The following is a 14,125-nucleotide window of genomic DNA, read 5'->3' on the forward strand; positions in this document are numbered from 1 at the left end:
CAACTGCGCCGGGTCGGAGGCCAGCCGAGGCTGCGCGCGTTCGGGTGACGACGGGACCGTGCTGGGCCGCGGGGGAGCAGGCGGGGCGCCGACGCTGGACTGGGTCGGGGTGGTCGACGGCTCGGTCGTTTCCGAGCAGCCTGCCAGCATCAGCGCGACGACGACGAGCAGCGCCGCACCTGTCGGGCTCATAGCCGCCTCTCCTGACGCGATGGCGTCGCCGGCCGTCCGGATCTCCGGCCGGAGTGAACAGATTCTACAAACCCGGAAACCCCCCATCGGCCCCTGGAACACACCGGCTGAATCCACCGGGGCCGCTCGGCGCTTGCGGCGACTACGCTGAGCTGCATGGCTGAGTCGATGTCCGCGAAGCGCAGCGCCACCGCTGTCGCGAATTTCCTTGCTGCTCAGCGCTATACACGTGACGAGATATTCGCCGACCCGTGTCCGGTGCCCGACGAAGCCGGTGCGCACGGCTGGTGGTTCAAAGACATCCCGGGCGGCATCGACACCTCGGGCTGCGAACACCACGACGGTTGGACGCTGCTTTATGTCGGAATCAGCCCCGGCCCACCGCGGGCCGACGGCAAGCCGCAGACACCGCAGGATCTGCGTAAGCGCATCCGGTACCACTTCGGTGCCGGCAATGCGAGTGCGGACGGCTCACCACTGCGCAAGTCTCTCGGCGTCCTGCTCGGTGATCAGCTGGGCTTCGCGCTGCGCCGGATCGGCTCGGGCAAGCGGCAGACCTTCGCCGGCGGCGAAGCCGTCCTGACCGAGTGGATGGCCCAGAATGCCGCTGTGTCCTGGGTGCTGCACCCCGAGCCGTGGCATCTGGAAGCCAAGCTGATCAAGGCGCTGGATCTACCGCTGAATTTCCAGGACAACGAACGCAACGCCTTCGCCCCGGAGCTCAAGAAGCTGCGGCGGCAGGCGGCGGTGAAGGCCGGCAAGATGCGCGTGCTCGCGGAGTGGTCCTAGCCGTCTCAGGGATGGCCCGGTGGAGAGGAGCAGTCGCGACATGCGTGTAGTCGTCATCGGAGGGGGACCCGCAGGCGTGTCCGCCGCCCTGCATGCAGCCGGGTTGGGTGCAGAAGTCACTCTGATCGAACGGGGGAGGGTCGGCGGCACTGCCCTCAACCGGGGTCCGGCGCCGGTGCGCACGTTGGCGCGCGCCGCACGCCTGGTGAGGGACTGGAGTTCGTGGGAGGCGTTCGGCCTGCGCGGGACACGACCCGAAGTCGACGTTGTGGCCACGTTGGCCAACGCCCAACGGGTGGCGGCCTACCTGTACGAACGCAAACGGATGGCCGACCATATCCGTTCGGAAAGGGTTGATCTCGTCGAGGAGGCGGGTGATGCCCAGTTCGTCGACGCCAACACGGTGTCCGTTCCCGACGGCCGTACCTGGACGGGAGATCGGATCATCATCGCCGCCGGCGGTAAGCCCGGACGGTTGCCGATCCCCGGAGCCGAGCTCGGCCTGACCTACGAGGACCTGCGCGGCCTGACGTCACTGCCGGAACGGGTCTGTGTCGTCGGGGCGGCCGACACCGGGTGCCAGCTGTCGTCGATCCTGGCCGACTTCGGTTGCGAGGTAACGCTTGTCGAGTATGCGCCGCGGATCGTGGCGCGGTCCGACGTGGATGTCTCGATCGCGCTCGAACACGCTTTTCGCAAGCGCGGCATCTTGGTCGTCACCAGTGCTGCGGTCCACGAGCTGCAGGCACAGCAACCCGGGGTGCGCGTGCTGTATCGAGTCGACGACGAGGCCAGATCGCTCGACGTGGACGCGGTGTTCTTCGCGGTCGGCTGGCCCGGCAACGCCGACCTCGTCGACTGCGCCGCCGCCGGCGTCGTGACCGACCGCAGCTACGTCACGGTGGACGCGTTCACGGCCACGAACGTGCCGCACATCTTCGCCGCGGGGGACGTCGACGGGAACAGCATGCTCGTCAGCAGCGCGACCCTGGAAGGCCGGGTCGCCGCCGAGAACGCGGTGCTCGGCCGGCGTCGCCGCGTCGTCCACGAGATCGTCCCCGCCGGCAGCTTCACCGACCCCGAATACGGCAGCGTCGGGCTCACCGAGGAGCAGGCCCGCGCGCGTTACGACTGCGCTGTCGCGGTGGCGCGCTACGAGGACATTCTGCGGCCCGTCGCCGACGGACAGCCGGAAGGCTTCTGCAAGCTGATCGTGGAGACCACGCGCCGCCACATCGTGGGCGCTCACGTGCTCGGCGAGTACTCCGCCGAAGTGATCCAGATGGTGGCCACCTGCATGGCGGCGGGGATGCGTATCGAGGATGTCGCCGAACTCCAGTTCGCCTTCCCCACGTTCACCGAGGGCGTCAACCAGGCCGCGCAGATGGTGGTCAACCAGCTCGGTGTCCGGCCGATGCCGCAACTGTGGAGCAGCCTGAGGACCACGCCCTCAGTACTGGAATGACGCGGCTTCGCCTCGATCAGGCCATCATCCTCGAGGGAATGGGTGCCGCTGTGCGAGGTCACGTTAACGGCTGATTGCGGATCCCGTGATATCGATTCACCCGGGCCGAATTGTGGCTACCGTGCAGTTCGGCCTGTGGCAGAACCGGCCATTACCTGAAAATGCGCCGGAGGCAGGCATGGCTGAGCCGTGGGAACTGGTCCTGCACCACACGTACGCCGGCATGCCGGGGGTGATCTTCGACCATTCGCCGAGTCGGCGCAGCCACGGCCAGTCCGTGGGCCTGGCCGACGACGACTTCCACACCGACGGTGCGACACCCGGGTCCGGGGCAGTCCATCTACGGTCCGGAACGATGATTCGGGTGCCGCCGTCGGCGAGTTGGCGGCCGCTGGGTGGCATCCGGATCGAAATGGTCTGCGAGACGGACATGATCCGCAGCGGCGGCACGTTGGCAGCCGGAGACAGCTTCTCGTTCACCACGGGGGGTGGCTATTTCGGCGGTGAGTTCGTCCAGACCAGTGGCGCCTCGGCAGTGGGCAGGGGTGGTTCTGAGCCGCGTCCGCTGCCGTCCGATCAGTGGATGACGCTGGCGCTGCAGTACGACCCGGCCGGAGTGCAGGTTGAGATCAACGGGGACCTCGTCAGTCGTTGGGACGGGTGGAACGGCTTCCTGGCCGGCACGTCGGGACTTGTCATCGGCAATGACCCTTCCGGCCAGAGCGGTCTTGTCGGCCGCCTCGACGACCTCAAGATCTGGCGTCTCACCCCGCATCTGATCGGAACCGTTTTCGTCGAGCGACCCGTGGAAACGCCGGTCGGCCGCTGCTGGGCCGAGTGGTCACAGAAGCTGGACCAGTTGGTCAGGGACGATCCGCAGTGTTGGAACAAGGTCGGTGACCTGCTGCCGCGCGCGATGTTCAGCGTGTTGAACCAGATCGACCAGATTCCGCAAGTGCAAACTCAATTCGCTGAGCTGTCGCGCCGTTACAACGAACTCTGGTCGCAGGGGCGACTCGCCGAGATCCCCGCAGTGCTCGCAGACATCATCGCGTTGCTGCGCGGCGGGGGATTCAACCCCGCGACGATCGCTGATCTGCAGGCGCTGCTGAACGACAACTGCTTCGCGTCCATGGTCGAACAATTGCCGATGGACTGCGATGGCGCATTCACCAACATGTTCTCCGTCACCGAGTCGTTCTGACTCGTCACCGGCTCATCCCGAAGGACTTCGATGGCTAGACGAAACTTGGCGTCAGGTAGTGCAACCGGCGACGGATCCGCTTTCGAGACCGAATCGTTTGGACCCGGTTTCAACACGTTGGTGCTGTTGTTCGTCACCAGCGCGAGACCGGTGTTCGGTGGCGGAGTTCCCACCACGCCTGCTGTGACCGGCAATGGGCTGCAGTGGGTGGTAGTGAGGTCGCTGACCTACGGCGCCAACGACGACCGGCGGTTGACCTGTTTTCGTGCCTCGGGTCCTGCACCCGTGGACGCCAGTGCCGTCATCGACTTCGGTTTGGAGACGCAGGACTTCTGCGCGTGGTCGATCTTCGAGTACACCGACGTGGATGTCAGCACCGCCAATGGCCGATCGGCGATCGTGCAGTCCTTCGCGGTGCCGGCTTCAGGGCAGTCGCTGACCGCACCCCTGTCCGCGTCGGCCGATCCGGATCGAAATGTCGCGGTCGGCGCGATCGCAGTCGACTCGGCCGGAGGGGCGGCGATCGACGTGACGCAGGGTGCGGGTTACCGCGAGATCGACGAGCAATCTCTCACTCAATTCCTCGGCAAGGCAGGCACTCTGCAGACTCAGGACGCCGAGGCGTCCAACGCGACGATCAGTTGGACGTGGAGTTCCCCGCAGTCGGCCGCCGCGATCGTGCTGGAGGTGAAGGCTGCCCCGCCCGCTGAAGGCGGGGGCGGTTGGGAACGCCCGCCCGACGACGATCGGGCCTTGATCGAGCGATTCGAACCGATCCTGTTCTTCCACCCTTCGGAGAAGTTCTTTCCCAGCGACGCCAAGCGTTTTGTCGAACATGCGGCGCTGTGGACCGCGCAGAACCCCGGAGATGACAAAGCGGGTTGGGGAGGAAAGGCGGGCGATCCCTTCCCGCGCAAGCCGACGGTGACGGTGAAGGCACTGGCGGCACTTCCGAACGAGCCCGGAGAGTTCCGCTTCGGTGACCAGATCGGCGCGGGCAACGATCGCCGATTCCTCGAACTCGGCGGCTGGAAGGACGCCACGGAAGCCCACGAGGGCGAGGTGACGGCCTCGAGTAGCAACCGGTACAGCGATCGCAGCACGATCGAGAGCCTGTATGACGGTGTGCTCGAGCCGAGCCGATTCTGGTATCACGCTGAGGTGTTTCACCAGGAGCAGCTGCGTCTGATCGGGAGTAGGGCGCCGGGTGTGAACCTCGGTCCGATGGTGAGCAAGCTGCGCACTCCCACCCTCATCTGTTACTACTTCTTCTTTCCCGCGCACGACCAGAAGGTCAGCAGCGCCGGCTGCGACGGTGTCGAGGCCAGGGAGGTGTCCTCGCACGCAGGCGATTGGCAGTGCCTTGCCATCCTCGGTGAGGGTGTCGGCGCAGCCTTCACTCCGAAGTTTGTGGGAAGAACGGGGTCTCGTCCCAGTGGCGTGAACGGTTTTCCGCCGTATCAATTCGACGACGACCAGAACACCGTGATGACCGTCGGAGCCTGGACCGGTGCTGAACCTGTACTGACCGCGGGCCACCCGCGGTTGTACGTCGCCGCGGGCACACACAGCCTCTACACGACTCCCGGCGAACAACGCGTCGATCCCTACCCGTCGGATCGGCGACCGCAATGGTGCGGAACGGTGGATACCCCAACCCCGGCCGGCTCCGATGCCGATGAGGACTCCGGGGTGACCGCCGTCAAGGACATCGCGGTGTTGTTGGCGAAGATGATCGCGGCCGGCCCTTTCGGCTTCCTCGGCGCTACCGCGGCGCTCGTGTCGTGTGTCGTCGAGATCGGACACTACAAATCACCTCTTGTGTCCTTCGGGGTGGACCCTGTGAGCACGGCCGACCCTGATGAGCCGCCCGCGGGGCCGGGAGCCGGGAAGACAGTGAAACCCGACGCACTCGATGTCCCCGACGCGGGGGCGGACGTCATCGTGTGGCGGTCACGCCCACGCGAACCGCTGACCCTCGATGGGCGCATCTACGACTGCATCGTGGACCGCACCACGCAGCCGTGGTGGCCCAACCCCGACACAAAAAGCGGATTCAACGGCCGATGGGGTCAACACGTGACGACCGACAGCCTCGCCCGGCGTGCCGGCCCCCGGTTTCCCAACTATCCGCTGATGTTCCTGCTTGCTCTGGCCGATGGTCTCGGGCGCACGCCGGCACTGTTGAAGCTGGACGCTTAGTTAGACCCTGGTCAGTCGGTGCGCCGCTCGCGGCGAGGCTTCGGGGTATCCGCGGGACCAGGACGGGAATGCGGGGGCACGATTCGGGTGTTGCGCACCGTTTTTCCGTAGCCGGCGACGGCGTTGAGTCCGCGGAAGCAGCCGGGGCAGATCGGTTTGCCGTCCTTGTTCACCGACCAGTTCTTGCCTGCGCCCGAACACGGCTTCGCCATCATGAGTGCATCATCCCCCGACGTGATGGCGACGTCATCGAGGGGATGGTGTCGTTGCCGCGGGATCGCCTCTGCGTGCCCTACAGCTGTTAATAACAACCAGGGCACGCCGGTGAGGCAGTTGGGTGCTCGCAGTGGTCAGCTGGAGGTCAACTCGCGTTGTGCGACGTGTTGTAGTGGCCGCACACGGTGGACCCGTCGTCGCGCTTGGCTTCACAGGTGCCGTAGGCCCGGCTCGGGTTGTATCCCTTGCAGCTACACAGCGTGCAGGCCCCGAACCCCTCCGTACCGACAGTCGTGTCGGACACCTCGGCGTCCGCGCCGTCTTCCTTCATCGAGGCCGCCTTGTCTCGGTGATTTCAAATTTGGCCGCCATTGTTGCTCCGTTCCGTGTTTCGGGCGGGTCTGTTGCAAGCTAGCAATGCAGCCGGAGACGCTGGGGTGCTTAGGAGAACTTGCCCCCATTGATCTGGCCGAGGAGGGTGGGGGTGGTGAAGGGACGGAACCTTTGACCTATTCGCCGATTCGGGCGTCGCAGAGCACTTCGGGTTCTTCGCGGCTCTTGCGCGGCGGTGCATAACCGCTGTTCAGATGGGTGCCCCCGGCAGGATTCGAACCTGCGGCCTTCCGCTCCGGAGGCGGACGCTCTATCCCCTGAGCTACGGGGGCGCGTGCTGGATCAGCTGCGCCGAATGGGCCTGCACAGACTAACGCATGCTGCGGACCGTCCGGTCAACGGAACAGATCCCCGGCCGCGATGCTGAAACAAGGGTCGTCGGCCCACCACCGGCGCGGCGCTGACCGAGAGGAATCCGGCGGTTCCAGGAGGCGAGACGGCACAGCTGGTGAGCTCCGCGGCCATCCAGTGGGAACGGTCTCCGCCGCACCCTGCAGGACGAGGCCTTAATGGATTCGGGGAGCGACCACCCCAGACCATAGGATGGACCCCCGTGACCCCCGCCGACCTGGCTGAGCTGCTCAAGACCACCGCTGCCGCGGTGCTCGCCGAGCACGACCTGGACCCTGCCGCGCTGCCCGCGACCGTCACCGTCGAGCGCCCCCGCAACCCTGAACACGGCGATTACGCCACCAACCTGGCCTTACAGCTGGGCAAGAAGGTCGGCGCCAACCCGCGCGACCTGGCCGGCTGGCTGGCAGCGGCGCTCGTCGACCGGGACGGCATCTCGGCCGCCGAGGTGGCGGGCCCCGGCTTCGTCAACCTGCGCATCGAGGCGTCGGCACAAAACGTCATCGTCGGCGACGTCATCGCCGCGGGCAGTGGGTACGGGAACTCGGCCGCGCTGGCCGGTAAGAAGGTCAACCTCGAGTTCGTCTCCGCCAACCCGACCGGGCCGATCCACATCGGTGGTACCCGGTGGGCGGCCGTCGGCGACGCCCTGGGCCGGCTGCTGAGCACCCAGGGCGCCACGGTGGTCCGCGAGTACTACTTCAACGACCACGGCGCGCAGATCGACCGGTTCACCAACTCGCTGATCGCGGCGGCCAAGGGCGAGCCCGCACCCGAGGACGGCTACGCCGGTGCCTATATCGCCGACATCGCCGCACAGGTGCTCGCCAAGGATCCGGACGCACTGAGCCTGCCCGATGCCGAGATGCGCGAGACGTTCCGCTCCATCGGTGTGCACCTGATGTTCGACCACATCAAGGAATCGCTGCACGAATTCGGTACCGACTTCGACGTCTACACCCACGAAGATTCGATGCACACCTCCGGTCGTGTCGACCAGGCCATCGCCAAGCTCCGCGAGACCGGCAGCATTTACGAGTCCGACGGCGCAACGTGGTTGCGTACCACCGACTTCGGTGACGACAAAGATCGCGTGGTCATCAAGAGTGACGGTCAGCCCGCTTACATCGCCGGCGACCTCGCCTACTTCCTGGACAAACGTCAGCGTGGCTTCGATCTGTGCATCTACATGCTCGGCGCCGACCACCACGGCTACATCGCGCGACTGAAGGCCGCCGCCGCGGCGCTCGGTGATGACCCCGACACCGTCGAGGTGCTCATCGGCCAGATGGTCAACCTGGTGCGCGACGGGCAACCGGTGCGGATGAGCAAGCGGGCGGGAACGGTCATCACGCTCGACGACCTCGTCGACGCCATCGGGGTGGACGCGGCACGCTACGTGCTGATCCGCAGTTCGGTCGACAGCCCGATCGACATCGACCTGCAACTGTGGTCCTCGGCGTCCAGCGAAAACCCGGTCTACTACGTGCAATACGCGCACGCCCGGCTGTCGGCGCTGATGCGCAATGCGGCCGACCTGGGCATCGTGCCCGACACCGCGCATCTTGATCTGCTGACCCACGACAAGGAGGGCGCGCTGATCCGCAACATCGGCGAGTTCTCCCGGGTCTTGAAGACCGCCGCCGACCTGCGCGAGCCCCACCGGGTGTCGCGCTACCTCGAGGACCTGGCCGGTGACTATCACCGCTTCTACGACTCCTGCCGGGTGCTCCCACAGGGTGACGAGACCCCCGGGGAACTGCACGCCGCGCGTCTCGCGCTGTGCCAGGCCACCCGCCAGGTCATCGCCAACGGGCTGGGGATCCTCGGCGTCAGCGCTCCGGAGCGGATGTGAACGCGCATCCAGCCGGGCCCCGGCACGCCGAGGAGGTCCATCACGGCGGTGTGCCGGACCGGCCGCTGGTCGCCGCCGACGCCCTCGTACTGGCTCCCAATGTGTGGCCGCACAACGCTGTTCGTGGTGACGACGGCGTCGTGTCCATCGCCGGGGTTCCGGTGACCGAGATCGCCGCAGAGTTCGGCACCCCGGTATTCGTCATCGACGAGGACGACTTCCGAGCGCGGTGTCGCGACATCTCGACGGCCTTCGGCGGTGGTGAGTACGTCCGGTACGCCGCCAAGGCGTTCCTGTGCACCGAGGTGGCCCGCTGGGTCGACGAAGAGGGACTGTCCCTCGACGTCGCGAGCGGCGGAGAGTTGGCGGTGGCGCTGCACGCGGGCTTCCCGGCAGAACGAATCGCCCTGCACGGCAACAACAAGTCGATCGCTGAGCTGACCGCGGCGGTGAAGAACGGCGTCGGGCACGTGGTGCTCGACTCGATGACCGAGATCGAGCGACTCGATCGGATCGCCGGTGAGACCGGCGTCGTCCAGGATGTGCTCGTCCGGGTCACCGTCGGGGTCGAGGCGCACACCCACGAGTTCATCTCCACCGCGCACGAGGACCAGAAGTTCGGGCTGTCGCTGGCCAGCGGGGCCGCGATGACCGCCGTACGTAGGGTTTTCGAGACCGACCACCTCCGTCTGGTCGGCCTGCACAGCCATATCGGATCGCAGATCTTCGACGTGGCGGGCTTCGAACTGGCCGCCCACCGGGTCATCGGACTGCTCAGGGACGTCGTGGCGGAGTTCGGTGTCGACAAAACCGCGCAGATCTCGATCGTTGATCTCGGCGGGGGACTGGGGATTTCGTACCTGCCACAGGACAACCCGCCGCCGATCGGCGAACTTGCCGACAAGCTCCAGGCCATTGTGCGCAACGAGTCCGCAGCCGTGGGGTTGCCCACTCCCAAGCTGGTGGTCGAACCCGGGCGCGCCATCGCGGGGCCGGGGACCATCACGCTCTATGAGGTCGGCACCGTCAAAGACGTCGCCGTCGCATCCGACCGGCACCGACGGTACGTCAGCGTCGACGGCGGGATGAGCGACAACATCAGGACCTCGCTGTACGGCGCCGAGTACGACGTGCGGATGCTGTCGCGGATCAGTGATGCCGCTCCGACACTGTCTCGTGTCGTCGGGAAGCACTGCGAGAGCGGCGACATCGTCGTACGCGACGCCTGGATGCCCGACGACGTCGCACCGGGAGACCTATTGGGCGTCGCAGCAACCGGCGCATACTGCTATTCGATGTCGAGCCGCTACAACCTGATCGGCCGGCCGGCCGTGGTGGCCGTGCGCGACGGGCGGGCACGCCTGATCCTGCGCCGGGAGACGGTCGACGATCTGTTGAGTCTGGAGGTGAGGTGAGCTGTGACCAAGGCAATCGGGGTAGCCGTCCTGGGTTTGGGCAATGTCGGCAGCCAGGTGGTGCGCATCATCGAGGAGAGTGCGGACGATCTGACCGCCCGCATCGGTGCGCCTCTGGTGGTGCGTGGCATCGGGGTCCGGCGGGTCGCCGGCGACCGCGGTGTTCCGTCAGACTTGCTGACCGACAACATCGAAGAGTTGGTCTCGCGCGAAGACGTCGACATCGTCGTCGAGCTGATGGGTCCCGTCGAACCCGCCCGTAAGGCGATCCTGTCCGCGCTCGAGCAGGGCAAGTCGGTCATCACCGCCAACAAGGCTCTGATGGCAGTTTCTGCAGGAGAGCTCGCCCAGGCCGCCGAGAACGCCCATGTGGACCTGTATTTCGAGGCCGCGGTCGCGGGTGCCATTCCCGTCATCCGTCCTCTGACCCAGTCGTTGGCGGGAGACACCGTGCTGCGGGTGGCCGGAATCGTCAACGGCACCACCAACTACATCCTCTCCGAGATGGACAACACCGGCGCCGACTACGCGTCGGCTCTCGCCGACGCCAGTGCGCTGGGGTACGCCGAGGCGGATCCGACTGCCGACGTGGAGGGATACGACGCCGCAGCAAAAGCGGCCATTCTGGCGTCGATCGCGTTCCACACCCGGATCACCGCCGACGACGTCCACCGCGAAGGCATCACCAAGGTCACGCCTGCTGACTTCGTGTCCGCACGTGCGCTGGGGTGCACTATCAAGTTGCTGGCGATCTGCGAACGGCTCACCAACGACGAAGGTCAGCAACGAGTTTCGGCTCGTGTTTATCCGGCGCTGGTGCCCTTGGATCATCCGCTGGCGTCGGTGAACGGCGCCTTCAACGCGGTGGTGGTCGAGGCCGAGGCGGCCGGACGACTGATGTTCTACGGGCAGGGTGCCGGAGGTGCGCCGACGGCGTCGGCGGTGTTGGGGGATCTGGTGATGGCCGCCCGCAACCGCGTGCAGGGCGGCCGGGGACCCCGTGAGTCCAAGTACGCGAAGTTGCCCGTCGCCCCGATCGGCTTCATCCCCACCCGCTACTACGTCAACATGAACGTCGCGGATCGGCCGGGCGTACTGTCCGCGGTCGCAGCGGAGTTCAGCAAGCGTGAGGTCAGCATCGCCGAGGTGCGACAGGAAGGCATGGTCGACGAGGGCGGGCAACGGTGCGGCGCTCGCATTGTGGTCGTGACCCACCGGGCGACCGATGCTGCCCTTTCGGAAACCGTTGCGGCACTGGCTGATCTCGAGGTCGTCCAGAGCATCAACAGCGTCCTTCGGATGGAAGGAACCACCGAGTGAGTACCACCGCCCCCCGCACCGTGCATCAGCCCTGGCCGGGGCTCATCGAGGCCTACCGCGACCGACTGCCGGTCGAGGACAGTTGGACACCCATCACATTGCGTGAGGGTGCCACCCCGTTGCTTCCGGCCCCGCGGCTGTCCGAATACACCGGGTGTGACGTGCATCTGAAGGTCGAGGGACTGAATCCGACCGGGTCGTTCAAGGATCGCGGCATGACCATGGCGGTCACCGAAGCGGTGGCCCGCGGTCAGCAGGCGGTGCTGTGCGCCTCGACGGGAAACACCTCGGCGTCGGCGGCCGCGTACGCGGCGCGCGCCGGTATCACCTGCGCGGTGCTGGTGCCCCAGGGCAAGATCGCGATGGGCAAGTTGGCGCAGGCCGTCATGCACGGTGCCAAGATCATCCAGATCGACGGCAACTTCGATGACTGTCTCGAGCTCGCGCGCAAGCTGACCTCGGACTTCCCGAGCGTGTCACTTGTCAACTCGGTCAACCCGTTCCGTATCGAGGGTCAGAAGACCGCGGCATTCGAGATCGTCGATGCGCTCGGTGATGCACCCGACGTCCATGCGCTGCCTGTGGGCAACGCGGGCAACATCACGGCCTACTGGAAGGGTTACACCGAGTACCACCGGGACGGTCTTGCCGACCGGCTGCCACGCATGCTGGGCACCCAGGCCGCCGGGGCCGCGCCGCTGGTTCTCGGCGAGCCGGTGAGTGACCCCGAGACCATCGCCACCGCCATCCGGATCGGCTCGCCCGCGTCCTGGAGTTCGGCGGTCGAAGCCCAGCAGCAGTCCAATGGCCGCTTCCTCGCCGCAACCGACGAGGAGATCCTCGCCGCCTATCACCTGGTGGCGAGGACCGAGGGTGTGTTCGTGGAGCCGGCGTCGGCTGCGAGCATCGCCGGGTTGTTGAAATCGATCGAAGACGGTTGGGTCAGCAAGGGTTCCACCGTGGTGTGCACTGTCACCGGCAACGGGCTCAAGGATCCCGACACTGCGTTGAAGGGCATGCCCGCGGTCATCCCGGTTCCCGTAGACCCTGTCGCCGTCGTGGCCAAGCTCGGCCTGGTCTAGATCGGACGTCGGTGACCAGAACCCTGCCCCCAGGCCTGACGGCCACCGCGGTTGTTGCTGCCTCGAGCGCGAATCTGGGCCCCGGCTTCGACAGCATGGGGCTGGCGGTGAGTCTGTACGACGAGATCGTGGTCGAGACAACCGAATCCGGCCTTGTCGTCGAGGTGGAGGGCGAGGGCGCCGGTCAGGTCCCGCTGGACGGATCCCACCTGGTGGTGCGGGCGATCGAGCGGGGCTTGCGGGAAACCGGAGTTCACGCGGCCGGCCTGACCGTCCGTTGTCGCAACGACATCCCCCATTCACGGGGCCTGGGCTCTTCGGCAGCTGCCGTTGTCGGTGGCCTTGCTGCCGCCAATGGGCTTGCCTCACAAAGCGGTTCGACCCCGATGTCGCTGGAACAGCTGATCCAGGTGTCCTCGGAGTTCGAGGGTCATCCCGACAACGCGTCGGCCGCTGTGCTCGGTGGTGCGGTGGTGTCGTGGACCGAAGGTGCCGAGGAGGCGCCACGTTACGGGGCCGCGCCGATCCGGTTGCATCCCGACATCAACATCTTCGCCGCCGTCCCGCAGGTCCGATCATCCACAGCGGAGACCCGAGTGCTGCTGCCGCAGCAGGTCAGCCACGCCGATGCGCGCTTCAATCTGAGCCGGGCGGCGCTGCTGGTGGCCGCTCTTGCCGAGCGCCCCGACCTGCTCATGTCGGCGACCGAGGACGTGTTGCATCAACCGCAGCGGGCGGCCGCCATGCCCGCCTCCGCGGAATACCTGGCGGTGCTCCGGCGTTCTGGCGTGGCAGCGGTGCTGTCAGGCGCTGGACCTGCGATTCTGGCGTTGAGCACCAGGGCCGATCTGCCGGCGGACGTTCTGCAGTATGGCCGCGACAATGGCTTCGTGGTCACCAGGATGTCGGTGGGTGAGGGCGTCAAATGGCGCTCCGGCGTCGCTGCCCGGCCCTAGCCCGGCGTCGGTCGCCGGCGTAACACGCGTAACATGTGAATCACGGCGTTTCTTGCTTCCGGCTCGGATGCGGGTTATTCTCGCTCACGTCCAGCAATCGCAGCGTCTGAACTGCGCCGACACTAGGACGACCACTCTTCTTTCAGGTGCTCAAATTTGTGGACTGACGGTTTGCCGTTTTGGCGAAACCCCGGCGATCACCGTTGCGGTGGCAATGGTGTGACCCTCACGTTCAGCGGATCGGCTGAACGTACTGAACCCCCGCGTCACTTGGTTCGCGAGGGAAGAAAGGAAATCCGTGACTGATACGGACCTCATCACGGCTGGCGGCAGCACCGAAAGCAGTGAACTGCCGAACACCGTGTCGCCCGACTCCACTCCATCGGCCGAGCGCAGCGCGCCCGCCGCGGAGCGGCGGGGCGCTCTGACCAGCATGGTTCTGCCCGAGTTACGTGCCATGGCCAAGGAGATCGGCGTCGAAGGCGCCTCCGGCATGCGCAAGGGCGAGTTGATCGCCGCCATCCGTGAGCGCCGTGGTGAATCCACCGGCCGCACCGGAAGCGAAGCCAAGAAAGACGCCCCCGCCGAGACGGCCACGACTTCTTCCGGACCCGCCGACAGCGCCGGTCAGGATGCCCCCGCCGGCAACGCCGGTGATGGTGCGCCGCCGTCGCAGGCCGGCGCC

Annotated in this window: 12 protein-coding genes, 1 tRNA gene and 1 pseudogene; 10 read left to right on the top strand and 4 right to left on the bottom strand. The window is 66.5% G+C overall.

The window, feature by feature from the left end; translation table 11 throughout:
* Nucleotides 1-192, bottom strand: a pseudogene (locus WA965_RS25450) (lytic transglycosylase domain-containing protein); the annotation flags it as partial.
* A gap of 156 nt (nt 193-348) precedes the next feature.
* On the opposite strand from WA965_RS25450, the gene WA965_RS25455 reads away from it, so the two are divergent.
* The 4 genes from WA965_RS25455 to WA965_RS25470 all read left to right on the top strand — a co-directional run bounded on the left by WA965_RS25455 (nt 349) and on the right by WA965_RS25470 (nt 5,852).
* A complete protein-coding gene (locus WA965_RS25455; protein ID WP_526298728.1) occupies nt 349-981 on the top strand; it encodes a GIY-YIG nuclease family protein in 633 nt (210 codons plus the stop codon).
* 40 nt (nt 982-1,021) lie between these two features.
* Nucleotides 1,022-2,446 carry a dihydrolipoyl dehydrogenase family protein gene (locus WA965_RS25460; RefSeq protein WP_526298726.1) on the top strand — a complete coding sequence of 475 codons (1,425 nt, stop codon included), beginning with the start codon at nt 1,022-1,024 and terminating at the stop codon, nt 2,444-2,446.
* Nucleotides 2,447-2,624: 178 nt separating this feature from the next.
* The gene (locus WA965_RS25465) at nt 2,625-3,650 is read left to right on the top strand and encodes a LamG-like jellyroll fold domain-containing protein (protein WP_526298724.1); all 1,026 of its coding nucleotides are present in this window, start codon (nt 2,625-2,627) and stop codon (nt 3,648-3,650) included.
* Nucleotides 3,651-3,680: 30 nt separating this feature from the next.
* Nucleotides 3,681-5,852, top strand: a complete 2,172-nt coding sequence (locus tag WA965_RS25470; RefSeq protein WP_526298722.1) for a hypothetical protein — start codon at nt 3,681-3,683, stop codon at nt 5,850-5,852.
* A gap of 11 nt (nt 5,853-5,863) precedes the next feature.
* On the opposite strand, the gene WA965_RS25475 is transcribed toward WA965_RS25470, so the two are convergent.
* The 3 genes from WA965_RS25475 to WA965_RS25485 all read right to left on the bottom strand — a co-directional run bounded on the left by WA965_RS25475 (nt 5,864) and on the right by WA965_RS25485 (nt 6,733).
* Nucleotides 5,864-6,067: a hypothetical protein gene (locus WA965_RS25475; RefSeq protein WP_526298720.1), complete on the bottom strand. Its 204-nt coding sequence runs from the start codon at nt 6,065-6,067 to the stop codon at nt 5,864-5,866.
* Between the two features lie 146 nt (nt 6,068-6,213).
* Complete coding sequence (locus WA965_RS25480) at nt 6,214-6,399, bottom strand: hypothetical protein (RefSeq protein ID WP_526298718.1); 186 nt, start codon at nt 6,397-6,399, stop codon at nt 6,214-6,216.
* Nucleotides 6,400-6,660: 261 nt separating this feature from the next.
* Nucleotides 6,661-6,733: transfer RNA gene (locus WA965_RS25485), tRNA-Arg, on the bottom strand.
* 281 nt (nt 6,734-7,014) lie between these two features.
* Here WA965_RS25485 and argS point away from each other — a divergent pair.
* From argS to WA965_RS25515, 6 genes are all read left to right on the top strand, one after another.
* A complete protein-coding gene (argS, locus tag WA965_RS25490; RefSeq protein WP_526298716.1) occupies nt 7,015-8,667 on the top strand; it encodes an arginine--tRNA ligase in 1,653 nt (550 codons plus the stop codon).
* Nucleotides 8,668-8,717: 50 nt separating this feature from the next.
* Nucleotides 8,718-10,082: a diaminopimelate decarboxylase gene (gene lysA / locus WA965_RS25495; protein ID WP_526298730.1), complete on the top strand. Its 1,365-nt coding sequence runs from the start codon at nt 8,718-8,720 to the stop codon at nt 10,080-10,082.
* Nucleotides 10,083-10,085: 3 nt separating this feature from the next.
* Complete coding sequence (locus tag WA965_RS25500) at nt 10,086-11,402, top strand: homoserine dehydrogenase (protein ID WP_526448191.1); 1,317 nt, start codon at nt 10,086-10,088, stop codon at nt 11,400-11,402.
* Nucleotides 11,399-12,484, top strand: a complete 1,086-nt coding sequence (gene thrC / locus WA965_RS25505) for a threonine synthase (protein WP_526303189.1) — start codon at nt 11,399-11,401, stop codon at nt 12,482-12,484. The genes WA965_RS25500 and thrC overlap by 4 nt, the downstream gene beginning before the upstream one ends.
* An 11-nt stretch (nt 12,485-12,495) precedes the next feature.
* Nucleotides 12,496-13,440 carry a homoserine kinase gene (thrB, locus tag WA965_RS25510; protein ID WP_526303188.1) on the top strand — a complete coding sequence of 315 codons (945 nt, stop codon included), beginning with the start codon at nt 12,496-12,498 and terminating at the stop codon, nt 13,438-13,440.
* 298 nt (nt 13,441-13,738) lie between these two features.
* Nucleotides 13,739-14,125: Rho termination factor N-terminal domain-containing protein (locus WA965_RS25515; RefSeq protein ID WP_526448192.1), on the top strand; the 387-nt coding region annotated here is incomplete at its 3' end.

This window comes from Mycobacterium sp. (assembly GCF_049683935.1).
Taxonomy (GTDB): domain Bacteria; phylum Actinomycetota; class Actinomycetes; order Mycobacteriales; family Mycobacteriaceae; genus Mycobacterium.